This is a genomic window from Stella humosa, assembly GCF_006738645.1.
GTDB lineage: Bacteria > Pseudomonadota > Alphaproteobacteria > ATCC43930 > Allostellaceae > Allostella > Allostella humosa.
Genome location: NZ_AP019700.1, coordinates 601,702 through 625,157, shown reverse-complemented (window position 1 = coordinate 625,157; position 23,456 = coordinate 601,702). Strand labels below are relative to the sequence as shown.

General features: G+C 68.4%; 22 protein-coding genes. 6 read left to right on the top strand and 16 right to left on the bottom strand.

Features of this window, described 5'->3' with window-relative positions; translation table 11 throughout:
• Position 1: 1 nt before the first annotated feature.
• Genes STVA_RS02940 through STVA_RS02930 form a run of 3 tightly spaced genes read left to right on the top strand, consistent with a single transcriptional unit; the run spans position 2 to position 3,129 of the window.
• The gene (locus STVA_RS02940; protein WP_123694357.1) at positions 2-1,204 is read left to right on the top strand and encodes a M20 aminoacylase family protein; all 1,203 of its coding nucleotides are present in this window, start codon (positions 2-4) and stop codon (positions 1,202-1,204) included.
• Positions 1,205-1,249: 45 nt separating this feature from the next.
• The gene (locus tag STVA_RS02935) at positions 1,250-2,434 is read left to right on the top strand and encodes a M20 aminoacylase family protein (protein WP_123694359.1); all 1,185 of its coding nucleotides are present in this window, start codon (positions 1,250-1,252) and stop codon (positions 2,432-2,434) included.
• A 23-nt stretch (positions 2,435-2,457) separates the two neighbouring features.
• Positions 2,458-3,129: a dienelactone hydrolase family protein gene (locus STVA_RS02930; RefSeq protein WP_123694361.1), complete on the top strand. Its 672-nt coding sequence runs from the start codon at positions 2,458-2,460 to the stop codon at positions 3,127-3,129.
• Between the two features lie 106 nt (positions 3,130-3,235).
• Here the strand turns inward: STVA_RS02930 and STVA_RS02925 are convergent, their stop codons facing one another.
• The 9 genes from STVA_RS02925 to petA form a co-directional block, all read right to left on the bottom strand.
• Positions 3,236-5,137, bottom strand: a complete 1,902-nt coding sequence (locus STVA_RS02925; RefSeq protein ID WP_170216673.1) for a calcium-binding protein — start codon at positions 5,135-5,137, stop codon at positions 3,236-3,238.
• A gap of 196 nt (positions 5,138-5,333) precedes the next feature.
• Positions 5,334-7,220: a calcium-binding protein gene (locus tag STVA_RS02920; RefSeq protein WP_123694365.1), complete on the bottom strand. Its 1,887-nt coding sequence runs from the start codon at positions 7,218-7,220 to the stop codon at positions 5,334-5,336.
• Positions 7,221-7,343: 123 nt separating this feature from the next.
• On the bottom strand, positions 7,344-9,224 hold the full coding sequence (locus STVA_RS02915; protein ID WP_123694367.1) for a calcium-binding protein: 1,881 nt from the start codon (positions 9,222-9,224) through the stop codon (positions 7,344-7,346).
• A 221-nt stretch (positions 9,225-9,445) separates the two neighbouring features.
• Complete coding sequence (mtnA, locus tag STVA_RS02910) at positions 9,446-10,540, bottom strand: S-methyl-5-thioribose-1-phosphate isomerase (RefSeq protein WP_123694369.1); 1,095 nt, start codon at positions 10,538-10,540, stop codon at positions 9,446-9,448.
• Positions 10,537-11,433 (bottom strand): S-methyl-5'-thioadenosine phosphorylase, encoded by an 897-nt coding sequence (locus STVA_RS02905; RefSeq protein ID WP_123694371.1) that lies wholly within the window; start codon positions 11,431-11,433, stop codon positions 10,537-10,539. Before STVA_RS02905 ends, mtnA begins: the two co-directional genes overlap by 4 nt.
• 30 nt (positions 11,434-11,463) lie before the next feature.
• Entirely contained in the window at positions 11,464-11,802 is a 339-nt protein-coding gene (locus tag STVA_RS02900; protein WP_179955435.1) for a DMT family transporter, read from the bottom strand.
• Positions 11,803-11,879: 77 nt separating this feature from the next.
• Positions 11,880-12,635 (bottom strand): cytochrome c1, encoded by a 756-nt coding sequence (locus STVA_RS02895; protein WP_123694373.1) that lies wholly within the window; start codon positions 12,633-12,635, stop codon positions 11,880-11,882.
• Complete coding sequence (locus tag STVA_RS02890) at positions 12,635-13,882, bottom strand: cytochrome b (RefSeq protein WP_123694375.1); 1,248 nt, start codon at positions 13,880-13,882, stop codon at positions 12,635-12,637. Before STVA_RS02890 ends, STVA_RS02895 begins: the two co-directional genes overlap by 1 nt.
• 10 nt (positions 13,883-13,892) lie before the next feature.
• Positions 13,893-14,468: a ubiquinol-cytochrome c reductase iron-sulfur subunit gene (petA, locus tag STVA_RS02885; protein WP_123694377.1), complete on the bottom strand. Its 576-nt coding sequence runs from the start codon at positions 14,466-14,468 to the stop codon at positions 13,893-13,895.
• A gap of 192 nt (positions 14,469-14,660) precedes the next feature.
• Between petA and STVA_RS02880 the strand changes: the two genes are divergently transcribed.
• Entirely contained in the window at positions 14,661-15,140 is a 480-nt protein-coding gene (locus STVA_RS02880) for a tRNA (cytidine(34)-2'-O)-methyltransferase (RefSeq protein WP_197735774.1), read from the top strand.
• A 9-nt stretch (positions 15,141-15,149) separates the two neighbouring features.
• Complete coding sequence (hemF, locus tag STVA_RS02875; RefSeq protein ID WP_123694381.1) at positions 15,150-16,013, top strand: oxygen-dependent coproporphyrinogen oxidase; 864 nt, start codon at positions 15,150-15,152, stop codon at positions 16,011-16,013.
• A 37-nt stretch (positions 16,014-16,050) separates the two neighbouring features.
• On the opposite strand, the gene STVA_RS02870 is transcribed toward hemF, so the two are convergent.
• From STVA_RS02870 to STVA_RS02840, 7 genes are read right to left on the bottom strand one after another with little or no spacing between them, the layout of a single operon-like run.
• Positions 16,051-16,644 carry a DUF2585 domain-containing protein gene (locus STVA_RS02870; RefSeq protein ID WP_123694383.1) on the bottom strand — a complete coding sequence of 198 codons (594 nt, stop codon included), beginning with the start codon at positions 16,642-16,644 and terminating at the stop codon, positions 16,051-16,053.
• A gap of 24 nt (positions 16,645-16,668) precedes the next feature.
• Positions 16,669-17,364 carry an ABC transporter ATP-binding protein gene (locus STVA_RS02865; RefSeq protein WP_123694385.1) on the bottom strand — a complete coding sequence of 232 codons (696 nt, stop codon included), beginning with the start codon at positions 17,362-17,364 and terminating at the stop codon, positions 16,669-16,671.
• Complete coding sequence (locus STVA_RS02860) at positions 17,361-18,125, bottom strand: ABC transporter ATP-binding protein (protein WP_123694689.1); 765 nt, start codon at positions 18,123-18,125, stop codon at positions 17,361-17,363. Before STVA_RS02860 ends, STVA_RS02865 begins: the two co-directional genes overlap by 4 nt.
• Positions 18,122-19,084 carry a branched-chain amino acid ABC transporter permease gene (locus tag STVA_RS02855; protein ID WP_142235623.1) on the bottom strand — a complete coding sequence of 321 codons (963 nt, stop codon included), beginning with the start codon at positions 19,082-19,084 and terminating at the stop codon, positions 18,122-18,124. Before STVA_RS02855 ends, STVA_RS02860 begins: the two co-directional genes overlap by 4 nt.
• Complete coding sequence (locus STVA_RS02850; RefSeq protein ID WP_123694389.1) at positions 19,081-19,938, bottom strand: branched-chain amino acid ABC transporter permease; 858 nt, start codon at positions 19,936-19,938, stop codon at positions 19,081-19,083. The genes STVA_RS02855 and STVA_RS02850 overlap by 4 nt, the downstream gene beginning before the upstream one ends.
• A 32-nt stretch (positions 19,939-19,970) precedes the next feature.
• Positions 19,971-21,155 (bottom strand): ABC transporter substrate-binding protein, encoded by a 1,185-nt coding sequence (locus STVA_RS02845; protein WP_123694391.1) that lies wholly within the window; start codon positions 21,153-21,155, stop codon positions 19,971-19,973.
• 31 nt (positions 21,156-21,186) lie between these two features.
• A complete protein-coding gene (locus tag STVA_RS02840; protein ID WP_123694393.1) occupies positions 21,187-22,551 on the bottom strand; it encodes a TrpB-like pyridoxal phosphate-dependent enzyme in 1,365 nt (454 codons plus the stop codon).
• 167 nt (positions 22,552-22,718) lie between these two features.
• Between STVA_RS02840 and STVA_RS02835 the strand changes: the two genes are divergently transcribed.
• On the top strand, positions 22,719-23,450 hold the full coding sequence (locus STVA_RS02835; protein WP_123694395.1) for a hypothetical protein: 732 nt from the start codon (positions 22,719-22,721) through the stop codon (positions 23,448-23,450).
• Positions 23,451-23,456 lie beyond the last annotated feature (6 nt).

Below are 23,456 nucleotides of genomic sequence, written 5' to 3'. Positions count from 1 at the left end.
GATGAATATCGAACCAAGGATCGCCGCCTTCCACGACGAGATGACGCGCTGGCGGCGCGACATCCATGCCCACCCGGAGCTGGGCTTCGAGGAGGAGCGCACCAGCGCCATCGTCGCCGAGAAGCTGCGCGAGTTCGGCTGCGAGGTCGCGACCGGATTGGCCAGGACCGGCGTCGTCGGCACCATCCGCGTCGGCAACAGCCCGGATTCCATCGGCCTGCGCGCCGACATGGACTGCCTGCCGATGCAGGAGACCAACACCTTCGAGCATGCCTCGAAGTACAAGGGCAAGATGCATGGCTGCGGCCATGACGGCCACACCACCATGCTGCTGGGGGCGGCCAAGTACCTGGCCGAGACCCGCAACTTCCAGGGCACCGTGCACCTGATCTTCCAGCCGGCCGAGGAGGGCGGCGGCGGCGGCCGGGTGATGGTCGAGGAGGGGCTGTTCCAGAAGTTCCCCTGCGACACGGTCTTTGCCATGCACAACCGGCCGAGCCTGCCGGTCGGCCAGTTCTCGATCCGGCCGGGGCCGATGCTGGCCGGCGGCACCCGCTTCGACATCGCCATCAAGGGCAAGGGCGGCCATGGCGCCCGGCCCGAATCCAGCATCGACCCGGTGGTGGTGGCGGCCCACATCGTGGGTGCGGCCCAGACCATCGTGTCGCGCAACACCAGCCCGCACGACCCGGTCGTCCTCAGCATCACCCAGATCCATGCGGGCGACGCCTACAACGTCATCCCGGAGACGGCGGTGCTGCGCGGCACCCTGCGCTGCTACAGCAACGAGGTGCGCGAGGCCGTCACGACCGCGCTCTCGCGGGTCGCGCGCGAGGTGGCGGCCGCCTTCGGCGCCGAGGCGGTGCCCAACATCCGCCGGGGCTATCCACCGCTGGTGAACGACGCCAAGGAGGCCGCCTTCATGGCCGACGTCGCCGTGTCGCTGGTGGGCGAGGAGAACGTGCAGCGCAACGGGCCGCGGGTGATGGGCTCGGAGGATTTCTCCTACATGCTGGAGGCCGTCCCCGGCGCCTTCATCCTGTCCGGCCAGGGCGGCGGGCACAGCGGCAGTGGCCATATGGGCAGCGGGGGCGGCTGCGAGCTGCACAACCCGGGCTACGATTTCAACGACGACCTGCTGCCGCTGGGCGCCACGCTGTTCGCGCGCCTCGTCGAGGCCAAGCTGGCCGCCCGGCCAGCCTGAAGCTTGACCAGCCTGAAACAGGGCCGCCTGACAAGGAACGAACCCATGAAGATCGACCCCATCATCGCCGGCTGGCACGAAGAGATGACGGCCGTCCGCCGCGACATCCATGCCCATCCCGAACTGGCCTTCGAGGAGGAGCGCACCAGCGCCATCGTCGCCGAGAAGCTGCGGTCCTATGGCTGCGAGGTGACGACCGGCATCGCCAAGACCGGCGTCGTCGGCACCATCCGCGTCGGCAACAGCCCGAACTCCATCGGCCTGCGCGCCGACATGGACGCGCTGCCGATGGAGGAGACCAACACCTTCGCCCACCGCTCCACCCACAAGGGCAAGATGCATGGCTGCGGCCATGACGGGCACACCGCCATGCTGCTGACGGCCGCCCGCTACCTGGCCGAGACGCGCAAGTTCCAGGGCACCGTCCACTTCATCTTCCAGCCGGCCGAGGAAGGGCCGGGCGGCGGCCGGGTGATGGTCGAGGAGGGGCTGTTCCAGAAGTTCCCCTGCGATTCCGTCTTCGGCATGCACAACCGCCCGAGCCTGCCGGTCGGCAAGTTCCAGATCCGCCCCGGCCCGATGATGGCGGGTGCCGGCAGCTTCGACATCACCATCAAGGGCAAGGGCGCCCACGGCGCGCGGCCCGAATCCGGCATCGACCCGGTTGTCGTCGCCTCGCACATCGTGACCGCGGCCCAGACCATCCGCTCGCGCACGCTGTCGCCGCACGACCCGGCCGTCCTCAGCATCACCCAGATCCATGCCGGCGACGCCTACAACGTCATCCCCGAGACGGCCGTCCTGCGCGGCACCATCCGCGCCTTCAAGCCCGAGGTGATGCAGACCCTGATGCGCTCGCTGGAGCGGGTGGCGACACAGATCGCCGGCGCCTACGGCGCCACGGCCGTCTGCGACATCCGCCAGGGCTACCCGCCGCTGGTGAACAACCCGGACGAGACGAACTTCATCGCCGACGTGGCCGCGTCCCTCGTGGGCGAGGAGAACGTGAACCGCAACGGCGCGCTCGTCATGGGGTCGGAGGATTTCTCCTACATGCTGAACGCCGTTCCGGGCGCCTTCATCCTGACCGGCCAGGGCGGGTCCGGGGATTCCGGCGGCAGTTGCGAGGTCCACAACCCCGGCTACGACTTCAACGACGAGGTGCTGCCGCTGGGCGCCACGCTGTTCGCGCGCCTGGTCGAGGCCAAGCTCGGCCAGCCGGCCGCCTGAAGACCCCAACCAAGGAGAGCCCCATGGGCAAGGACATCGAACTTACGGCCAAGGACGGCCACAAGCTGGCCGCCTATCGCGCCGACCCTGCGGGCAAGCCCAAGGCCGGCATCGTGGTGATCCAGGAGATATTCGGGGTCAACCAGCACATGCGCAACGTGACCGACCGCTATGCCGCGGCCGGGTATGCCGCCGTCTGCCCCGCCCTCTTCGACCGGGTGGAACGCGGCGTGGCGCTGGGCTACGAGCCGGACGACATCGCCGCCGGGCGCGACATCCGCGCCAAGACCGACTGGAACGCGGTGGTGGCCGACATCGGTGCCGCTGTCGCCCTGCTGGCCGGCGAGGGGCTGAAGGTGGGCTCGGTCGGCTTCTGCTGGGGTGGCTCGGTCTCCTACCTGGCCGCCGCCCGGCTGCCGGTCGCGGCCGCGGTCGGCTATTACGGCGGGCAGATCGTCCCCTTCCTGGGCGAGGCGCCGAAGGTGCCCACCATGCTGCATTTCGGCGATCGCGACGGCGGCATCCCGATGGCCGACGTGCTGAAGATCGCGCGCGCCCAGCCGGCGGTGGAAATCCACATCTATCCCGCCGGACACGGCTTTGCCTGCGACGAGCGCAAGGACTTCACCCCGGCCTGCGCCGAGCAGGCGTGGGAGCGGACCCAGGCCTTCTTCGCCCAGCACCTCGCCGCCTGACCATTACGCCGGCTGGCCATTGCGCGCGCCGGCCCGCGGAGGCCGGCCGTAAAGCAGAAAAGGCCCGGGGGATCGCTCCCCCGGGCCTTACTGCTTGGGCCTTGGATCAGATGATGACGAAGTCGCCGGAGTTGTTGCCGGTCGGGCCTTCGTTCAGCTTGTCGAGCTGGCTGACCGCCGTGATGTTGTTGAAGGTCGCGATCAGGATCGCGCCGGCCGTGCTCGTCATGTCCGTGTCGAAGTACATCTCCGCACGGTTCGCGCTGGTGTTGAAGAAGATGTAGAAGCCGGGCTTGTTGTTGTCCGCGGCCCCTTCCGACAGGAACGTGTCGAACTGCGTGATGGTCGAGTAGCCCTGGCCGGTGGCGATCAACAGGTTGTCGTTGGCGCTGGCGCCGACGCCCGTCGTGCCCTTGTAGCCGTCGATCGCCGACACGCCGCCGAAGGCATTGCCGTTGAAGATCGCCTGGTCCGTGCCGCCCGTGAAGTCCTGCAGGACGTCCGGCTCCGGGTAGTAGGGGCTGATCGTGTCGGCGAAGTCGCCGTCCTCGAACACGAACTGGTCCTTGCCCGCACCGCCCGTCAGCAGGTCGGTATCCTCGCCGCCGACCAGCGTGTCGTTCTTGGCGCCGCCGATCAGGGTGTCGGAATCCTCGCCGCCGAACAGGACGTAGGTGCCATTGGTCTCGCGGCCGGCATCGAGGTAATCCTCGCCGCCATTGCCGTAGACGTCCATGGACGCACCCGACGCGACGTTGCCGTCGGCGAAGATCACGCGGTCGCCGGAATAGTAGCTGAACGACACCGTCTCGAAGTTCTCGATCGACTTGTCGCGCAGCGTCAGGATCGTCTGCTGCAGGAACTGGATCGTGTCGTCGTCGGTGCCGCCGTCATTGGCGTCGGTGATGAACAGGCCACGATTGTAACCGACGAAATCCTCGCCCTCGCCACCCGACACGGTCACGTGGGTATTCGGCAGGATCTGGTCATCGGCGAAGCCCGACGTATCGGAGACATAGATATTGTCGTCGCCGAAGCCGCCGATCAGCACCTTGTCGCCGACCGAACCGTTGCCGACCAGGATATCGTCGTCGTCGTTGCCGCCGTCGAGCGTGTCGGAGCCGGAGTTCTGGGCATAGATCTCGTCGTTGCCATCCTGGCCGAACACCTGGATGTCGCCCGAGTTGGCTTCGAGCTCGGCGATGTCGTTGTTCTCGCCCAGATAGACGACATGGTCGCCCGTGGTCGAGATGATGTTCACATAGTCCTGCAGCTTATCCATGTAGATAAGCTTGTTGCCGGTGTCGCTGTCGCCGACCGTCACGGTGTCGTTGCCGTTGCCGGCGAAGATCGTGTCGTTGCCGGTATCCGGGTCGATGACGTCGTTGCCGGCGCCGCCGTACAGGATGTCGTTGCCCGAGCCGCCATTGACCTGGTCGTTGCCGGCGTCGCCAGCGACGTTGTCGTTGCCGCCGCCGCCGGAGACCGTGTCGTTCTCCTGGCCGCCATAGATGCTGTCGTTGCCGGCACCACCGCTGATGCTGTCCGCACCCGTGTTGCCATAGACGCGGTCCGCACCGTCACCCGTCGAGATCGTGTCGGCGCCACCGAGGCCCCACACCTGCACCGACTGGAGCTGCGTCGACAGCGCAGTGGCGTCGTTGCCGGCGTCGTCCGTCAGCGTGTCGGTGATCCGGTCGCCGATGTAGAGCTGGCCGCCGTTCGACAGCACGATGTTCGAGCTGACCGGCGAGCTGTCCGTGCCGCCGACCTGGCGCAGCAGCATGTTCGGGATGTAGGCATAGGTGACCGAGGCGGCCGGCAGCGGCGCGCCCGTCGCGTCGCGCGACTTCACGATCACCAGGTCGGTGCCGTTCTCGACCAGGTCGAACTGGTTCGCCTGCAGCGACGGGTCCGAGATCTGCAGCACGTCCGAACGGAAGTCGAACGTCTGACCCAGAATCTTGAGGTCGAGATTGCTCGCCCCGTTCCAACTGATGACTGCCATGTCCATAGCCCCCTTCGTGCAGACGGGTGCGCCCGCGGCTGCACCCGCAACCGCCCACCCCCCGCGAAATCAACCGCAAAATTATCGCCGCCGGCCGCGGCCTTCAAGTGAATTCGCCAACCGCTCCACTACCCTAAAATGACGGGCCGGGGGATTTTTCCCCCGGCCCGGGTGGCGACCGGTTCGATATTGCCGATCAGAGGATGACGAAGTCACCAGAATTGTGGCCGCCAGCACCCTCGTTCAGCTTGTCGAGCTGGCTGACCGCCGTGATGTTGTTGAAGGTCGCGACCAGCACGGCGCCATCCGTGCTGGTCATGTCCGTGTCGAAGTACATCTCGGCCCGGTTCGTGCTGGTGTTGAAGAAGATGTAGAAGCCGGGCTTGCCGTTGGCCGCTACCCCTTCGGACAAGAAGCTGTCGAACTGCGTCAGGGTGGAGTAGCCCTGGCCGGTCGCGATCATCAGGTTGTCGTTGGCCGTGGCACCCGCACCGCTCGTGCCCTTGTAGCCGTCGACCGCCGACATGCCGCCGAAGGCGTTGCCGTTGAAGACCATCCTGTCCAGGCCGCCCGTGAAGTCCGCGAGCACGTCGCTGTCGGCGTCGTAGTTCCATTCGATGTCGAACACGAACTGGTCGGCCCCGCCGCCGCCCGAGAGCAGGTCCCGGCCAAATCCACCCTCCAGCGTGTCGTTCCTTGCGCCCCCGGTAAGGGTGTCGCCGGCGTCGCCGCCGAACATCACGAAGCTGCCGTCGGTTTCCCGGTGGCCGTCGAAGATGTCGCCGGCCTTGCCACGGATCCCGATGATGGTGAGCGTCCCGCCGGCAGCGACGTTGCCGTCGGAGAAAACGACATGGTCGCTCTCGTGGCTGAACTCCACCGTCTCGATGTTCTGGAGGGACTGGTCCCGCAGCGTCAGGACGGTCGGGCCGACGAACGAGATGTAGTCGTCGTCCGTGCCGCCGTCGTTGGCGTCAGTGATGAACAGGCCACGATTATAGTAGATCTCGTCGTCGCCCTCGCCGCCCGACACGGTCACCTGCGTGTTCGGCAGGATCTGGTCGTTGGCGTTGCCCGAGCTGTCCTCGACCGAGATCTCATCGTCTCCGAAGCCGCCGATCAGCGTCTTCTTGCCGACCGAACCGTTCAGGATCGCGACGATGTCGTCGTCGTTGCCGCCGTCCAGCGTGTCGGAGCCGGAGTTCTGGGCATAGATCTCGTCGTTGCCGCCATCGCCATGGACGTAGATGTCGCCCGAGTTGGCTTCGAGTTCGGCGATATCGTTGTTCTCGCCCAGATAGACGACATGGTCGCCCGTGGTCGAGATGATGTTCACATAGTCCTGCAGCTTATCCATGTAGATAAGCTTGTTGCCGGTGTCGCTGTCGCCGACCGTCACGGTGTCGTTGCCGTTGCCGGCGAAGATCGTGTCGTTGCCGGTATCCGGGTCGATGACGTCGTTGCCGGCACCGCCGTACAGGATGTCGTTGCCCGAGCCGCCATTGACCTGGTCGTTGCCGGCGTCGCCAGCGACGTTGTCGTTGCCGCCGCCGCCGGAGACCGTGTCGTTCTCCTGGCCGCCATAGATGCTGTCGTTGCCGGCACCACCGCTGATGCTGTCCGCACCCGTGTTGCCATAGACGCGGTCCGCACCGTCACCCGTCGAGATCGTGTCGGCGCCACCGAGGCCCCACACCTGCACCGACTGGAGCTGCGTCGACAGCGCAGTGGCGTCGTTGCCGGCGTCGTCCGTCAGCGTGTCGGTGATCCGGTCGCCGATGTAGAGCTGGCCGCCGTTCGACAGCACGATGTTCGAGCTGACGGGCGAGCTGTCCGTGCCGCCGACCTGGCGCAGGAGCATGTTCGGGATGTAGGCATAGGTGACCGAAGCGGCCGGCAGCGGCGCGCCCGTCGCGTCGCGCGACTTCACGATCACCAGGTCGGTGCCGTTCTCGACCAGGTCGAACTGGTTCGCCTGCAGCGACGGGTCCGAGATCTGCAGCACGTCCGAACGGAAGTCGAACGTCTGACCCAGGATCTTCAGGTCGAGATTGCTCGCCCCGGTCCAGCTGATGACCGCCATCTTGGTATCCGTCCATCTCTAGGAATAGGAGAGGATGGACGATAGATGATCGGGCATCCCGCGACAACGGGATCGGGGTCGGCGGCGAGCCGCCGACCCCTTGCCGCCGGGCGGACTACCGCATCACAGGATGACGAAGTCGCCCGAATTGTTTCCGGCCGCACCTTCGTTCAGCTTGTCGAGCTGGCTGACCGCGGTGATGTTGTTGAAGGTCGCGATCAGGACGGCACCACCGGTGCTGGTCATGTCCGTGTCGAAGTACATCTCGGCCCGGTTCGTGCTGGTGTTGAAGAAGATGTAGAAACCGGGCTTGTTGTTGTCGGCATCGCCTTCCGACAGGAAGCTGTCGAACTGCGACAGGTCGGAATAGCCCTGGCCGGTGGCGATCAGCAGGTTGTCGTTGGCGCTGGCGCCAACGCCGCTGGTGCCCTTGTAGCCGTCGATCGCCGACACGTCGCCGAAGGCATTGCCGTTGAACACGATCCGGTCGAGCCCGCCGACGAAATCACCGATCACGTCGCGATAGTTGCCGCTGTTCCACTGGTCCATGAAGCGGAACTGGTCGGCACCGGCGCCGCCGACCAGCAGGTCCTCGCCGGCACCGCCTTCCAGCGTGTCGGCACCGGCACCGCCGATCAGCGTGTCGTCGCCGCTGCCGCCGAACAGCTTGAAGGTGCCGTCGGTCTCGCGCGAGCCGTCGATGTAGTCCTCGCCCTCGCCGGCATTCACGGTCAGCGTGCGCCCGGCGGCGACGTTGCCGTCGGCGAACACGACACGGTCGCTGTAGTAGCTGAAGTTGACCGTCTCGAAGTTCTCGATCGACTTGTCGCGCAGGGTGAGGATGGTCTGGCCACCGAAGCTGATGACGTCGTCGTCCGCACCGCCGTTGTTCTGGTCGGTGATGAACAGGCCACGCGCGTAGCTGACCGTATCGTCGCCACCTCCGGCATCGACGTTCACCTGCGTGTTCGGCAGGATCTGGCTGGAGGCGATGCCGGAGCTGTCGACGATGACGATCTCGTCGTCGCCCAGGCCGCCGATCAGCGTCTTGTTGCCGATCGAGCCCTGCTCGATGACCAGGACGTCATTGTCCTCGCCGCCGTCCAGCGTGTCGGAGCCGGCATTCTGCGACACGATCGTGTCGTTGCCGCCGTCGCCGAAGACCTGGATGTCGCCCGAGTTGGCGCTCATCTCGGCGATGTCGTTGTTGGCGCCGAGATAGATGACGTGGTCGCCGGTGGTCGAGATGATCGAGACCGAGTCCTGGCCGCGATCCATGTAGATCAGCTTGTTGCCGGTGTCGCTGTTGCCGAGCGAGACCGTGTCCTCGCCCGCACCGGCGAAGATCGTGTCGTTGCCGGTGCCCGGATCGAGCACGTCGTTGCCCTGGCCGCCATAGAGGATGTCGTTCCCGGCACCGCCCAACAGGCTGTCGTTGCCGAGGTCGCCGGCGACCAGGTCGTCGCCGTCGCCGCCGTCGATGGTGTCGTTCTCCTGGCCGCCATAGACCGAGTCGTCACCCTTGCCGGCACGGATGCTGTCGGCGCCCGTGTTGCCGTAGACGCGATCGTTGCCGTCGCCGGTCCAGATCGTGTCGGCGCCGCCCAGGCCATAGACCTGCACCGACTGAAGCTGCGTCGACAGGTCGACGATGCTGTTGCCGGCATCGTCGAGGATGGTGTCGGTCAGGCGATCGCCGACCCAGAGCTGGCCGCCGTTCGACAGGACGATGTTGGAGCTGATCGGGGCGGTGGTCGTCCCGCCGACCTGCCGGAGCAGCATGTTCGGGATGTAGGCGTAGGTGACCTCCGAGGCCGGCAGCGGATCGCCGTTCTCGTCGCGCACCTTGACGATCGCGAGGTCGGTTCCGACTTCGACGAGATCGAATTGCTGCGCCTGCAGGCCCGGATCGGAGATCTGGAGCACGTCCGTCCGGAAGTCGAACGTCTGCCCGAGGATCTTGAGATCGAGATTGCTGACGCCATCCCAACTGAAAATGGCCATTGGCGGCTACCCTTCCCGTATACCGCCCCCGTATGGCACCCTCCGGGTCGCCCCGGCCGCCGCCCCAGCCCACGAGTGCGACGAGGGGAAATTGGCCGGGCGGCGGACCGAAAGCAAGTTGCTTGTTCAGTATCCAGTAACTATTTAACTTCCTTGTCCAGACTTGTGGCTGCGGTGCCACAGGCGGTCGCGCCGCAGTAGAAAACCGGCGCGCGGCAGCGTCAGGAATGGTCGGGAAACAGCCCGCGGAGCCCGGCCGCGGTGGCGGCACAGCGGCCGCGCTCGGTTATCAGCCCGTCGACCAGGCGCGCGGGCGTGACATCGAAGGCCGGGTTGGCCGCGGGCGAGCCGTCCGGCACCAGCCGGACCGACAGGACCCGGCCGTCCTCGGCCATCCCCTGGATATGCCGCACCTCGTCCGCGCTCCGTTCCTCGATCGGAATGCCGGCGATCCCGTCCTCGATCGTCCAGTCGATGGTCGAGGACGGCACCGCGACATGGAAGGGCACGCCCGAATCGCGCGCGGCCAGCGCCTTCAGGTAGGTGCCGATCTTGTTGGCGACGTCGCCCGCGGCCGTCACCCGGTCGGCCCCGACGATGCAGAGGTCGACCAGCCCGCGCTGCATCAGGTGGCCGCCGGCATTGTCGGCAACCACGGTATGCGGCACGCCATGGGCCAGCAGTTCCCACGCGGTCAGCGCAGCACCCTGGTTGCGCGGCCGCGTCTCGTCGACCCAGACATGCAGCGGGATGCCCGCGTCATGGGCCATGTAGATGGGCGCCAACGCCGTGCCCCAGTCGCAGGTGGCGAGCCAACCGGCATTGCAATGGGTCAGGATCCGCACGGGCCAGCCTGGGCCGCGCCGCCGGGCCGCGGCCCGCACCAGTTCCAGCCCATGCCGGCCGATCGCGGCATTGGCGGCCACGTCCGCCTCTACAAGGCGGGCGGCTTCGGCATAAGCGGCCTCCCTGCGCTCGCCCGGTGCCAGGGGGCGCAGGTGGCGGTCCATGCGATCCAGCGCCCAGCGCAGGTTGACCGCCGTCGGCCGCGTCGCCGCCAGCACCGCGACCGCCCGGTCGAGCACGCCGTCGCCGGCATCCTCGGCCATCGCCAGGGCCACGCCATAGGCGGCCGTCGCCCCGATCAGGGGGGCGCCGCGCACCTGCATCGCGGCGATCGCATGGGCGGCCCCGTCCAGGGTCGCCAGGGACCGCGTCTCGAAACGGTGCGGCAGCAGCGTCTGGTCGATGATCCCGACCCGACCGCCGTCCGCTTCGAGCCAGATCGGCCGCCAGGGCCGGCCGTCGATCTTCACGGCCGCGCCGCCTTCAGGACCCGGCCCGCGACCGCATCGAGCCTGGCCAGCAGGGCCGGGTCGCGCGCCTCGGGGGCCGTGATCAGGGCGTGGTCCAGAGCCGTGTGGCAACCCTGCGGGCAGGGGCCGGCATGGGCCGCGAGCCTTGGTACCAGCGCCTGCACCAGTGCCCGCGCGGTGGCGGCATTGCGGTGCAGGACATCGACGATCTGGTCGACCGTCACATCGTCATGGTCGGGGTGCCAGCAGTCATAGTCGGTGACCATGGCGATGCTGGCGTAGCACATCTCCGCCTCGCGGATCAGCTTGGCCTCGGGCATGTTCGTCATGCCGATCACATCGCAGTTCCAGGCGCGATAGAGCTCCGATTCGGCGAAGGTGGAGAATTGCGGCCCCTCCATCGCCAGGTAGGTCCCGCCTTCGTGCAGCGGCAGGCCGATCTCCCCTGCGGCGGCCGCGACATGACAGCCGACATGGCCGCAGACCGGCCGGGCGACAGACACGTGGCCGACGCAGCCGGTGCCGAAGAAGCTCTTGGTGCGCGCGAAGGTGCGGTCGATGAACTGGTCGACCAGCACGAAGGTGCCGGGCGGCAGATGGCCGCGCAGCGAGCCGACCGCGCTGAGCGAGACGATGATGGTGGCCCCTGCCCGCTTCAGCGCATCGACATTGGCGCGGAAATCGATCTCCGACGGCGGCAGGCGGTGGCCGCGGCCATGGCGCGGCAGGAAGCGCACCGGCACCCCGCCGACCGTGCCGAAGCAGATCGCATCCGACGGCGTGCCCCAGGGGCTGTCGACCGCCCGCCAGTCGCCGTCCGCCAGCCCGTCGATGCTGTAGAGCCCGCTGCCGCCAAGAATGCCGACGACGACAGGATTTCCAGGCGTGCCCATCAGTCCTCCCCCAACTGCGTGGCTGGCATCCTAGCGCCCGACCGAGCGCGAGAAGAGCTTGATCACGAGGATGCCGGCGATGATCAGGCAGAGGCCCAATATGGCCGCGCCGTCCAGCCGCTGGCGATACCAGACCCAGCCGATGAGCGACAGCAGCAGGATGCCCGCCCCCGACCACAAGGCATAGGCGATGCCGAGCGGCAGCGTGCGCAGCGCCAGCGACAGGCAATAGAAGGAGGCCACATAGCCCGCGACCGCGATCGCCGCCGGCAGCAGCCGGGTGAAGCCGTCCGAGGCCTTGAGCGCCGAGGTCGCCACGATCTCGGTCAGGATCGCCACGCCCAGGTAGAAATAGGCGATGTCGATCATGGCTGGCCTTCCCCGGAACGGAAACGGGCCGCCATCGGTGGATGGCGGCCCGCTGTCGACGATCTATCGGTCGCGGATCAGTGCAGCCCGGCCCAGACCTTGCGCTTGGCGGCGAACAGGAGACCCGTCAGCACCAGCAGGAACAGGATCACCTTGATGCCGGTGCGCTTGCGCTGCTCCAGCTCCGGCTCGGCCGCCCAGGCGAGGAAGGTGGTCACGTCCTTCGCCATCTGGTCGATGTTGGCCGGGGTCCCGTCGGAATAGGTGACCTGGTTGTCGTTCAGCGGCTGGGCCATCGCGATCTGATGGCCGGGGAAGTACTTGTTGTAGTTCATCCCCTCGCCCATCGCGACGCCGGCGGGCGGCGGGGCATAGCCGGTCAGCAGCCCATGCACGTAGTTGGCGCCGTCGGGCCGCGCCTTGGTCATCAGCGACAGGTCCGGCGGATAGGCGCCGTTGTTGGCCGCGCGCGCCGCCTTCTCGTTGGCGAACGGGCGGACGAACTTGTCGGATGGACGGCCCGGCCGCTCGAACATCTCGCCCTCGTCGTTGGGGCCGTCGCGCACGGTCGCCTGGGCCGCGATCCCCTTCACCTCGTCCTCGTTGAAGCCGATGGCCGCGAGGTTGCGGTAGGAGAGCTGGTAGACGCCGTGGCAGGAGGCGCAGACCTCCTTGTAGACCTGATAGCCGCGCTGGGCGGCCGCCCGGTCGAAGGTGCCGAAGATCCCGCCGAAGGACCAGTTCTGGGCGGGCGGCTTCGGGGCGTCGCCGGCGGCGAGTGCCGGCCCGGAGAGGCCGGCTGCCACGAGGGCGGCGAGGAGGAAGTTACGCATCAGCGCTTCTCCATCGGTGCGGCACCGGCCCCGGCAAGGCCGCCCGGAAGAACCGGCTGGGCAATGCTGGTGGGCAGCGGCAGCGGCCGCTCCAGCTTGCCGAGCAGCGGCAGGATCACGAGGAAGTGGAGGAAGTAATACACGGTCGCGACGCGGCCGATGATGATGAAGGCGCCTTCCGGCGGGTTGCCGCCGACCCAGCCCAGCACGATGCAGTCGATCACCAGCAGCCAGAAGAACTGGCGATAGATCGGCCGGAACTTGGCGCTGCGCACCCGCGAGGTGTCGAGCCAGGGCACGACGAACAGCACGGCGACCGCGCCGAACATCAGCAGCACGCCGCCCAGCTTGTCCGGCACCGCGCGCAGGATCGCGTAGAACGGCAGGAAGTACCATTCGGGCACGATGTGCGCCGGCGTCACCATCGGGTTGGCCGGGATATAGTTGTCCGGGTGCCCCAGGAAGTTCGGCGCGAAGAAGACGAACGCGCAGAAGACGATCAGGAACACGCCCAGGCCGAAGAGGTCCTTGATCGTGTAGTAGGGGTGGAAGGGGATCGCGTCCTGCGGGCCCTTGCGGTCGATGCCGAGCGGGTTGTTCGAGCCGTGCTGGTGCAGCGCCACGATGTGCAGCACGACCACGCCGACGATGACGAACGGCAGCAGGAAGTGCAGCGCGAAGAAGCGATTCAGCGTCGGGTTGTCGACCGAGAAGCCGCCCCACAGCCAGGTCACGATGCTTTCGCCGACCAGCGGGAAGGCCGAGAACAGGTTGGTGATGACGGTCGCACCCCAGAAGCTCATCTGGCCCCAGGGCAGCACGTAGCCCAGGAAGGCGGTGGCCATCATCAGCAGCAGGATTACGACGCCCAGCATCCACAGGATCTCGCGCGGGGCCTTGTAGGATCCGTAGTAGAGCCCGCGGAAGATGTGGATGAACACCACCACGAAGAAGAACGACGCCCCGTTCATGTGGACGTAGCGGATGAGCCAGCCGAAGTTCACGTCGCGCATGATGCGCTCGACGCTGTCGAAGGCATGGGCGGTGTGCGGGGTGTACTGCATCGCCAGGAACAGGCCCGTGGCGATCATGATGACCAGCACGATCCCGGCCAGCGAGCCGAAATTCCACCAGTAGTTGAGATTGCGCGGCGTCGGATACTCGTTCAGCTCGTGGTCGAGGAACGAGAAGACGGGCAGCCGGTGGTCGATCCACCGGATAAGCGCATTCTGGGTCTGCAGCGCCATGACGGTTCCCTTACCCGATGCGGATCTTGGTGTCGGACAGGAACTCGTAGCCCGGAACCGTCAGGTTCGCCGGGGCGGGTCCCTTCCGGATACGGCCGGACGTGTCGTAGTGCGAGCCGTGGCAGGGGCAGAACCAGCCGCCGTAGTCGCCGCGCGGATCGGTCGACTTCTGGCCCAGCGGCACGCAGCCCAGATGCGTGCAGACGCCGACGACGACAAGCCATTCCGGCTTCTTGACACGGCTCTGGTCGGGCTGCGGGTCGGGCAGGTCGGACAGCTTCACGTCGCCCGCCAGCTTGATCTCGTCGGCGGTGCGGCGGCGCACGAACACGGGCTTGCCGCGCCAGGTCACGGTGATCGCCTGGCCCTCGCGGATGGGCGCCAGGTCGAGTTCGGTCGAGGACAGGGCGAGCACGTCGGCCGAGGGGTTCATCGAGCTGATGAACGGCCAGACGGCCGAGGCCACGCCAACCGCGCCCACGGCACCCGCGGCCAGGAACAGGAAGTCGCGTCGGGTGCCACCGTCATCGTGCCCGGACGCGTGTCCGTGTCCGGCATCGGGGGCGTTAGCAGGGGAATTCGCCATCTAGGGTCACCTTCATCGAGCGGACGGGTCGGCCGTCGTCCGCGCGGGCGCAAGCTAGACGGATCACCGCCCCAAGGGATGCGACACGCTGCCGCACGGCCGAGGACGCCGTCCCCTGGCGTCAGAGCAGCTTGGGCTATAAAGCAAAATCCACCGGCTGCAAAGGCTCGGGCCCAGCCGATCGGACGCCGCTTGCGCATTGCCCTGTACGAGCCAGACATCCCCCAGAACGTCGGCACCATCATCCGCCTGGGCGCCTGCCTGGGCGTGCCGGTCGACCTGATCGAGCCCTTCGGCTTCGTCTGGAACGACCAGCGTCTCCGGCGAGCCGGAATGGATTATCTCGACTTGGCAGCGGTGTCGCGCCACGTGTCCTGGCGGGCCTATCGCGACCGGCCGGAGCGCGCGTCCGGGCGCCTCGTGCTGCTGACCCGGCATGCCCCCCTGCCCTACACGGCCTTCGCCTTCGCGCCCGGCGACACGCTGCTGCTGGGTCGGGAGAGTGCGGGCGTGCCGCCGGCCGTGCACGGCGAGGCCGACGCCCGTGTCACTGTGCCGCTGTGCCGCGGGCTGCGCTCGTTGAACGTGGCGGTGGTTGCCGCCATGATTCTGGGCGAGGCGTTGCGCCAGACCGCGGGTTTCCCCACGGCCGACGGCGAGCCGGCCGGCTGAGGAGCGGCAATGAACGACGAGCCAGGAAACGAAGTGGTGCGCAAGGAAGCGGCGCGAATCGCGTTCACCGATCTGCGCGACCGCATCTGCGCGGCCTTCGAGGCGCTGGAAGACGATCTGGTCGGGCCGATGGCCGCGGAGCACCCGCCCGGCCGGTTCGAGCGCACCGCCTGGGAGCGCCCCGGCGGCGGCGGCGGCGTGATGTCGGTGATGCGCGGCCGGGTGTTCGAGAAGGTCGGCGTCAATGTGTCGGCCGTCCATGGCGAGTTCAGCGAGGAGTTCCGCCGCAACATCCCGGGTGCGGCCGAGGACCCGCGCTTCTGGGCCTGCGGCATCTCGCTGGTCGCCCACATGCATTCGCCGCGCGTGCCGGCCGTGCACATGAACACCCGCCACATCCGCACCCGGATGGCCTGGTTCGGCGGCGGCGCCGACCTGACGCCGATGGTGCCGGACGCGGCCGACACCGCCACCTTCCACGAGTGCCTCGCCGCCTGCTGCGACCGCCACGACCCGGCCTACTATCCGCGCTTCAAGGAATGGTGCGACCGCTACTTCTTTCTGCCGCACCGCCAGGAGCCCCGCGGCGTGGGCGGCATCTTCTTCGACAATCTCGACAGCGGCGACTGGGACCGCGACTTCGCCTTCACCCGCGATGTCGGCGAGACGTTCCTTGCGACATATCCCGAGATCGTCCGCCGCCACATGGACGAGCCCTGGACCGCGGCCGAGCGCGAGCACCAACTCGTGCGCCGCGGCCGCTACGTCGAGTTCAACCTGCTCTACGACCGCGGCACCCTGTTCGGCCTGAAGACCGGCGGCAACACCGAAGCCATCCTGATGTCGATGCCGCCCGAGGTGCGCTGGCCGTAGCCGCCTGTTTGCCGGACTGCTCTTACTTGCCCGGCTCTTACTTGCCCGTCTGCCAGCGCGACACCGCCTCGATCGGGTGGACAAGCTGGACGACGTTGAGGGTGAGGTTGTCGCGGATCGACCAGAGCACCAGCACCTCCAGCGCCAGGGCCAGCGCTACCGTGACACCCACGGGCAGCAGTCGGGCCAGCAGGAAGCCCAAGGCCATCGCCACCGTGTCGAACACCGAGTTGAGCACGCTGTCGCCGACATAGCCCTGGGCCAGCGCCTGCTGGCGGTAGCGCTCGATCACCGGCGGCGAGTTCTCGGCGATCTCCCACGCCACCTCGATCGCGACGGCCAGGAGGAGGCGGGCCGACATTCGTCCTCGTGGCAGGACCAGTCGGGCCAGGGCATAGAAGATCATGCCGTGGATGATGTGGGAGGGCGTGTACCAGTCGGTGATCTGCTGGGAATTCTCCGGACCGGTCACGTCGCCCTGCCACAGCACGACATGGCCGCAAGCGCAGATGGCCGGCTGGCCCATGGCCAGCAGGATCGCCACCTGGGCCGCGACCAGCGCCAGGGCCAGCAGCAGCCAGCGGCCGCCGCCGATGGTCGAGCCGGCGGACCGGCGATGTCTTCGAGTCATGGTGCGAAGCTACACGGCCGCGGCCTACACGGCGAGCCAGGCCCGCGCCGCAGCCGCATCGTGGAAATCGGCCGGCCGGCCGCTCCAGCGCACCAGCCCCCGGCCGAGCAGGATCACATGGTCGGCAAATGCCAGCGCGAAGGCCAGGTTCTGCTCGACCAGCAGCACGGTCGTCCCCTCGCCCTTCAGCGCGCGCAGCATCGCCTCGATCTCGGCCACCACCAGCGGCGCCAGCCCCTCGGTCGGCTCGTCCAGCAGCAGCAGGCGCGGCGCGGTCGTCATCGCGCGGGCGATCGTCAGCATCTGCTGCTCGCCGCCCGACAGCGTGCCGCCGCCGGCCCGCCGGCGCTCCGCCAGGCGGGGAAAGCGGTCATAGACCCGCTCCAGCGTCCAGCCGCCGCGCCGGGCCGCCAGCGTCAAATGCTCCTCGACCGACAGCGAGGGGAAGATGCCCCGCGTCTCGGGCACATAAGCGATGCCCAGGCGGGCGATGCGGTCGGTCGCCTCGCGTTCGATCGGGTGCCCGGCGAAGGCGATGGTGCCGGCACTGCGCCGGGCGATCCCCATGATCGCCTTCAGCGTCGTCGTCTTGCCGGCACCGTTGCGGCCGAGGATGGCGACCACGCCGCCCGCCGGCACATCGAGGTCGACACCCTGGAGGATGTGGCTGCGGTCGTAGTGGACGTGCAGGCCCGAGACGGACAGCAGCGGCGGGGTCATCCCGTGCGCTCGCCCAGGTAGCGCCGGCGGACCAGGTCCGAGCCGCGGATCTCGTCGGGGGTGCCTTCGAGCAGGACCGCGCCATGGTCCAGCACCGTGACCCGGTCGGCCAGGTCGAAGACCACGTCCATGTCGTGCTCGATGACGAGGATGGTCATGGCCGCCGGCAGGCCCGCCAGCAGCCGCTGCATCGCCCGGGTCTCCTCCGGGCTCATCCCGGCGGTCGGCTCGTCCAGCAGCAGGACGGACGGGCGCGTGGCCAGCGCCAGGCCGATCTCGAGCTGCCGTTGGGCGCCATAGGCGAGGCTGCCCGCGACCTGGCCCAACTGGTCGGCCAGGCCGATGCGCTCGGCAATCGCGGTCGCCTCGCCCGCCAGGCCGCGCTCGCGGTCGAAGCGGCGCCAGAACACGGCCGAGCGGCCGCCGGCGATGGCAGCCGCCGTCATCAGGGCGGCCTCCACCGTCATGCCCGGAAACAGGCTGTTGCGCTGGAAGCTGCGGGCGAGGCCGCGGCGGGCGCGCGCATCGGGCCCCTCTGCGGTGACGTCGGCCGCCCCCAGGCGCACCCGGCCGCCGTCCGGCCGCAGCGCGCCCGACAGCAGGTTGAAGAGGGTCGTCTTGCCGGCGCCGTTGGGACCGATCACCGCATGGCGCCGGCCGGGCGGCAGGGCGAGCGAGACGCCGCCGGTCGCCTCCAGCGCGCCGAAGGACTTGCGCAGGTCCTCGGCCGCGAGGGCCGCGGGCACCGGTGCCGCGGTCATCGGCCCCGCTGCCGCGCGACGCGGCGCCACAGTCCGCGCAGGGCGCCGTCGATCCCGTCGCCCGCGACCAGCACCAGGACGACGAAGAGGATGCCCATGGCCAGCATCCAGTGGTCGGTCAGGCTGGAGAGTTGGTCGCGCAGCGCCACCCACAGGGCGGCCGCCGTCGCCACGCCCAGCAGGCTGGCGCCGCCGCCGACGATGACGACGATCAGGATCTCGCCCGACAGGGTCCAGGTCATCAACTCGGGCGAGACGAAGGCCGAACGCTGGGCCGCCAGCGTCCCGGCCAGGGCGGCGACGGCGCCGGCCACGACGAAGGCCGCCAGCTTGTAGCGCCCGACCGGGCAGCCCAGCGCGCGGGTGCGCTCCTCGTTCTGGTGGATCGCCCGCAACGTTTGGCCGAAGGGCGACAGCACCAGCCGGTCGAGCAGCACATAAACGAGCAGGGCGGCTGCGACCGCCAGCAGCGCGAACACCGCCGGGTCGGCCGCGTCGAGCCCGACCGCCGACAGATCGAGCCGGGGCACGCCCGACATGCCGCCGACGCCGCCGAAGGCCCGGTCCTTGAGGAACCAGGCATGCACCATCTCGCCCACGGCCAGCGTGATCATGATGAAGAAGACGCCGGCCAGCCGCACCGCCACCAGCCCGACCAGCAGGGCTGCGGCGGCCCCCACGGCGACCGCCGCCGCCATCGCCAGGGCGGGCGGCCAGCCGAGCTTGGCCGCGAACCCCGCCATGCCATAGGCGCCGATGCCGAAAAAGGCCGCATGGCCGAGCGAGACCAACCCCGCCTGCCCGACCAGCAGCGACAGGCTCATGGCCAGGATGGCGGTGATCGCGATCTCCGCCAGGATTTCCTTGCCGTAATAGCCAGAGACCAGCCAGTAGCCCAATGCCACCGCCAGCAGCACCAGGGCTGCGGCGTGACGGCTGCCGGATGCGGGCGGGTTCACGGGCGCGGGCCGGCCGGCAGCAGGCCCTGCGGCCGAAGCGCCAGGACCGCCGCCATCAGGCCATAGAGCAGCATGCCGGCCACCTCCGGTAGCCAGACCTGGCCGAACGTCTCGACCATGCCGACCAGGACGGCGCCGACGAAGGCGCCCTTCAGGCTTCCCGGCCCGCCGATCACGACGACGACCAGGGCCAGGATCAGCACGCCCATGTCCATGCCGGCATAGACCGACAGCACGGGCCCGGCGACCACGCCCGCCAGCCCGGCCAGGCCGCAGCCCAGCACGAAGACGGCGAAGAAGACCCGGCCGATGTCGATGCCGAGCGCGGCCGTCATCGTCCGGTCGTCGACCCCGGCGCGCACGATGGCACCGATGCGCGTGCGCTCCAGCCCGAAATAGAGGACCGCCGCCACCACCAGGCCGACCGCGATCACGAACAGCCGATAGGTCGGGTAGACGACGCCGAAAACCTCGCTGCTGCCCGCCAGCATGGCCGGCCCCGGCAGGCGGGCGGCATAGTCGCCCCAGATCATGCGCGCGGCCTCCAGCCCGATGAAGATGAGGCCAAAGGTGACCAGCACCTGCTTCAGCGGGCTCTCGGCCTGCAAGCGGCGCAGCAGGCCCAGATAGAGCAGCCCGCCGACCACGGCGGAGGCCAGCGTACCGGCCACCAGCGCCAGCCAGAACGACCCCGTGGCCTCGGCGGTGGACAGGCCGACGAAGGCGCCCAGCATGAACAGCGTGCCATGCGCCAGGTTGACGAAGCGCATCAGCCCGAACACCACCGACAGCCCGACCGACAGCAGGAACAGCAGCATGGCGAGCTGCATGCCGTTGAGGAGCTGGATGATCATGCGGCCTGCCCGGCTGCCGCGCCCGGGCCGGATCAGCCGCCCAGCGTGCAGCCGTTGGGCGGGTCCTGGACGTCGCGGATGCGGTCGAGCACCTTGTAGCCGACCGCGTCGCCCTGCATCTCGGTCTCGAAGACGTAGATGTCCTGGACGACGTTGTTGGTCTTGGGGTCGATGCGCAGCGGCCCGCGCGTGCCCTCGATCTTCACCGCATGCATGGCCTTCACCAGCCCGGCCTTGTCGTCGGTCTTGCCGCCGGCCTGGGCCAGCGCGGCATGGATCAGCTTGGCGGTGTCGTAGCCCTGGGCCCCGAACTCCGACCCGACGCGCTTGAACTTGGCCTGGAAGCGCTCCTGGTAGGACTTGTTCACCGGGTTGTCGATCGCCGGGACGTAGTTCAGCGCGCCGATGACCCCGGCCGCGGCCTTGCCCTGGCTCGGCAGGTTCAAGGGCGAGACGAGCCAGCCGGCGCCCGTCAGCTTCATCTCGCGGTCGAGGCCGAATTCCTGGAACTGCTGCACCAGGAGCGTGGCCGGCGGGCCGGCGAAGAAGCTGAAGATGGCGTCGGGCTTGGCGTCGCGGATGCGGCCCAGCCACGGCCCGAAGTCCGACAGGCGGCCGAAGGGCGGGTACTGCTCGGTGACGATGGTGCCGCCCGCCTCGACGAAGGGCTTCTTGAAGCCGCCCATCAACTGGTGGCCCGCCTTGTAGTCGAAGGCCAGGAGCGCGACCTTCTTGAAGCCCTTGGCCGCCATCCAGCGGCCCATATCGCGCACGATCTGGTCGTTGGAGAACGAGGTCCGCAACACCCACGGGCTGCATTTCTCGCCCGTCACCTCGTTGTCGCCGGCATTGGGGATGACGAGCGGCACCTTCGCCTGGTGGGCGAAGTCGAACAGCGCCGTAAGCTCGGCCGAGGCGACGGGGCCGACCAGCATGTCGACCTTGTCCTCGAACACCAGCTTCTTGGCCTTGGCCTGGGCGACGTCGGGCTTGTGGGCGGTATCCTCGCGCACCAGCTCGATCTTGCGGCCGGCCACCATGTAGCCGGTCTCCTCCAGCGCCAGCGCCATGCTGTCGGTGATCTCGTTGGCGATGGCGACGAACGGCCCGGCCGAATAGGGCAGGACCAAGCCGATCCTGATCGGTGCCTGGGCCGATGCCGGTGCTGCCACCGCCAGCAAGGTTGCGGCCAGTGCCGCCGCCTGGAAACGCTTCATCCCCTGTCCCCCCTTTTTCGTCTTGGTCGGTTCAGGCCGCGACCTTGGGCAGGCCTGCCAGCGCACGTTCCAGGTCGGCCTGGCTGTAGTCGATGTCCTTCAACTTGCCGGCCGCGAAGTCGATATAGGCCTGCATGTCGAAATGGCCGTGGCCGCACAGGTTGAAGAGGATCGTGCGGGCCCGGCCGTCGCGCTTGCATTCGAGCGCCACGTCGATGGCGCCCTTGACCGCGTGGTTGGCCTCGGGCGCGGGCAGGATGCCCTCGGCCCGGCCGAACAGGACGCCCGCCTCGAACGTCTCAAGCTGCTTGTAGGCGCGCGACGAGATCAGCCCCAGTTCCTGGATGTGACTGACCAGCGGCGCCATGCCGTGATAGCGCAGGCCACCCGAATGGAAGCCCGGCGGCACGAAGGTGGAGCCCAGCGTGTGCATCTTCACCAGCGGCGTCAGGTGGCCGGTATCGCCGAAGTCATAGGCATAGACGCCCTTGGTCAGCGTCGGGCAGGCCGCCGGCTCGACCGCGATGATCTCCACGTCGCGGCCGCCGCGCAGCTTCTCGCCCAGGAAGGGGAAGGCGATGCCGCCGAAATTGCTGCCGCCGCCGGTGCAGCCGACGATGACGTCCGGATAGTCCCCCGCCATCTCGAGCTGCAGCATCGCCTCCTCGCCCAGGATGGTCTGGTGCAGCAGGACATGGTTCAGCACGCTGCCCAGCGCATACTTGGTGTCGGGCGACTGCACGGCGCGCTCGACCGCCTCGCTGATGGCGATGCCCAGGCTGCCGGTGCTGTCGGGATTGCTGGCCAGGATCGCCCGGCCGGATTCCGTCTCCGGGCTGGGGCTGGCGACGCAGCGCGCGCCATAGGCCTCCATCAGGGCGCGGCGATAGGGCTTCTGATCGTAGCTGACGCGGACCATGAAGACCTCGACCTCGAGCCCGAAGAGCGCGCCGGCGAAGGCGAGCGACGAGCCCCACTGCCCGGCCCCGGTCTCGGTCGTCAGGCGGCGCACGCCCTCGGCCTTGTTGTAGAAGGCCTGCGGGATCGAGGTGTTGGGCTTGTGGCTGCCGGCGGGGCTGACGCCTTCATACTTGTAGTAGATGCGCGCGGGCGTCCCCAGCGCCTTCTCCAGCCGCCGGGCGCGGTAGAGCGGGCTCGGCCGCCACTGGCGGAAGATGTCCCGCACCTCCTTGGGAATGTCGATCCGGCGCTCGGTCGAAACCTCCTGGCGGATCACCTCCATCGGGAAGATCGGTGCCAGATCGTCGGGGCCGATCGGCTGCCCGGTGCCGGGATGCAGCGGCGGCGGCAGCGGCACCGGCAGGTCGGCTGCGATGTTGTACCAGCTCTTGGGCATCTGCTCTTCGGAGAGCAGGTATTTCACCTGGTCGGACATCGCCGCTTCCTTCGTGTTCTGCCGTCGGGGTCGGGTGCGCGGAACCTAGCGCCGGGCGGCGCCGCGGACAACCGCCGCGCGATCATCCGGCCCCGGCCGGATTGACGGTCCGGGCGGGCGGCAGATAACAATTGGCCGCGGGACGAGACGGGAATGAGCGCGCAGGGATGAACTGGGACCAGGTCCGGCAGGACACGGAACGCCGTCTTGCCGCCATGACGGCCACCGACGCGCCATTCCCGCACATCTATATGCGCGACGTCTTTCCCGACGCCCTGTTCCGAGCCCTGCGCGCAAACCTGCCGCCAGACGATGCGCTGGAAGCCACCGATCCCGCCCGGTCGAACAACCCGTTCGCCGTCAACCGGCGCAAGTTCGCGATCGACCCGCCCCACCTGGCCAGGATGGAGGCGGGCCAGCGTGCCTTCTGGTCGACGGCGTGGGAATGGCTGGCCGGTCCGACCTTCACCCGCACGGTGCTCGGCTGCTTCAAGGCCGGCATCGCCGCCCGCTATGGCAACCGCCCACTCGACCTGGTCAGCCGGATCGAGATCAATGTCGACCGCGAGAACTATGCCATCCAGCCCCATACCGACAGCCCGAAGAAGGTGGTGAGCATGCTCTTCTACCTGCCCGAGGACGACCGGCGGGCCGACCTCGGCACCTCGATCTACGTTCCCAAGGACCCCATGTTCCGGTCGGAGCAGGCACTCAAGTATCCGTTCGAGTGGTTCGATCCGGTGCGGACATTTCCCTATGCCCCGAACAGCGGCCTGGCCTTCCTCAAGACCGACAATTCCTTCCACGGCCGCCCGCCAGTGACGGGGGCGGCGGTCCATCGGCCGATGCTGTTCGTGTCGATCCAGCACCGCGGCGCCGGCAGCGATGCCGCCATGTAGGCTGGC

What these genes read in the sequence shown, in the direction of transcription:
- STVA_RS02895 (WP_123694373.1), bottom strand. Translation starts at nt 12,635, where the DNA reads ATGCGTAACTTCCTCCTCGCCGCCCTCGTGGCAGCCGGCCTCTCCGGG.
- hemF (WP_123694381.1), top strand. Translation starts at nt 15,150, where the DNA reads ATGAACGACGAGCCAGGAAACGAAGTGGTGCGCAAGGAAGCGGCGCGA.
- STVA_RS02920 (WP_123694365.1), bottom strand. Translation starts at nt 7,220, where the DNA reads ATGGCGGTCATCAGCTGGACCGGGGCGAGCAATCTCGACCTGAAGATC.
- STVA_RS02915 (WP_123694367.1), bottom strand. Translation starts at nt 9,224, where the DNA reads ATGGCCATTTTCAGTTGGGATGGCGTCAGCAATCTCGATCTCAAGATC.
- STVA_RS02890 (WP_123694375.1), bottom strand. Translation starts at nt 13,882, where the DNA reads ATGGCGCTGCAGACCCAGAATGCGCTTATCCGGTGGATCGACCACCGG.
- STVA_RS02840 (WP_123694393.1), bottom strand. Translation starts at nt 22,551, where the DNA reads ATGTCCGACCAGGTGAAATACCTGCTCTCCGAAGAGCAGATGCCCAAG.
- STVA_RS02900 (WP_179955435.1), bottom strand. Translation starts at nt 11,802, where the DNA reads ATGATCGACATCGCCTATTTCTACCTGGGCGTGGCGATCCTGACCGAG.
- STVA_RS02905 (WP_123694371.1), bottom strand. Translation starts at nt 11,433, where the DNA reads ATGGGCACGCCTGGAAATCCTGTCGTCGTCGGCATTCTTGGCGGCAGC.
- STVA_RS02870 (WP_123694383.1), bottom strand. Translation starts at nt 16,644, where the DNA reads ATGACTCGAAGACATCGCCGGTCCGCCGGCTCGACCATCGGCGGCGGC.
- STVA_RS02860 (WP_123694689.1), bottom strand. Translation starts at nt 18,125, where the DNA reads ATGACCGCGGCACCGGTGCCCGCGGCCCTCGCGGCCGAGGACCTGCGC.
- STVA_RS02845 (WP_123694391.1), bottom strand. Translation starts at nt 21,155, where the DNA reads ATGAAGCGTTTCCAGGCGGCGGCACTGGCCGCAACCTTGCTGGCGGTG.
- STVA_RS02935 (WP_123694359.1), top strand. Translation starts at nt 1,250, where the DNA reads ATGAAGATCGACCCCATCATCGCCGGCTGGCACGAAGAGATGACGGCC.
- STVA_RS02940 (WP_123694357.1), top strand. Translation starts at nt 2, where the DNA reads ATGAATATCGAACCAAGGATCGCCGCCTTCCACGACGAGATGACGCGC.
- STVA_RS02850 (WP_123694389.1), bottom strand. Translation starts at nt 19,938, where the DNA reads ATGATCATCCAGCTCCTCAACGGCATGCAGCTCGCCATGCTGCTGTTC.
- STVA_RS02835 (WP_123694395.1), top strand. Translation starts at nt 22,719, where the DNA reads ATGAACTGGGACCAGGTCCGGCAGGACACGGAACGCCGTCTTGCCGCC.
- petA (WP_123694377.1), bottom strand. Translation starts at nt 14,468, where the DNA reads ATGGCGAATTCCCCTGCTAACGCCCCCGATGCCGGACACGGACACGCG.
- STVA_RS02925 (WP_170216673.1), bottom strand. Translation starts at nt 5,137, where the DNA reads ATGGCAGTCATCAGTTGGAACGGGGCGAGCAATCTCGACCTCAAGATT.
- STVA_RS02930 (WP_123694361.1), top strand. Translation starts at nt 2,458, where the DNA reads ATGGGCAAGGACATCGAACTTACGGCCAAGGACGGCCACAAGCTGGCC.
- STVA_RS02865 (WP_123694385.1), bottom strand. Translation starts at nt 17,364, where the DNA reads ATGACCCCGCCGCTGCTGTCCGTCTCGGGCCTGCACGTCCACTACGAC.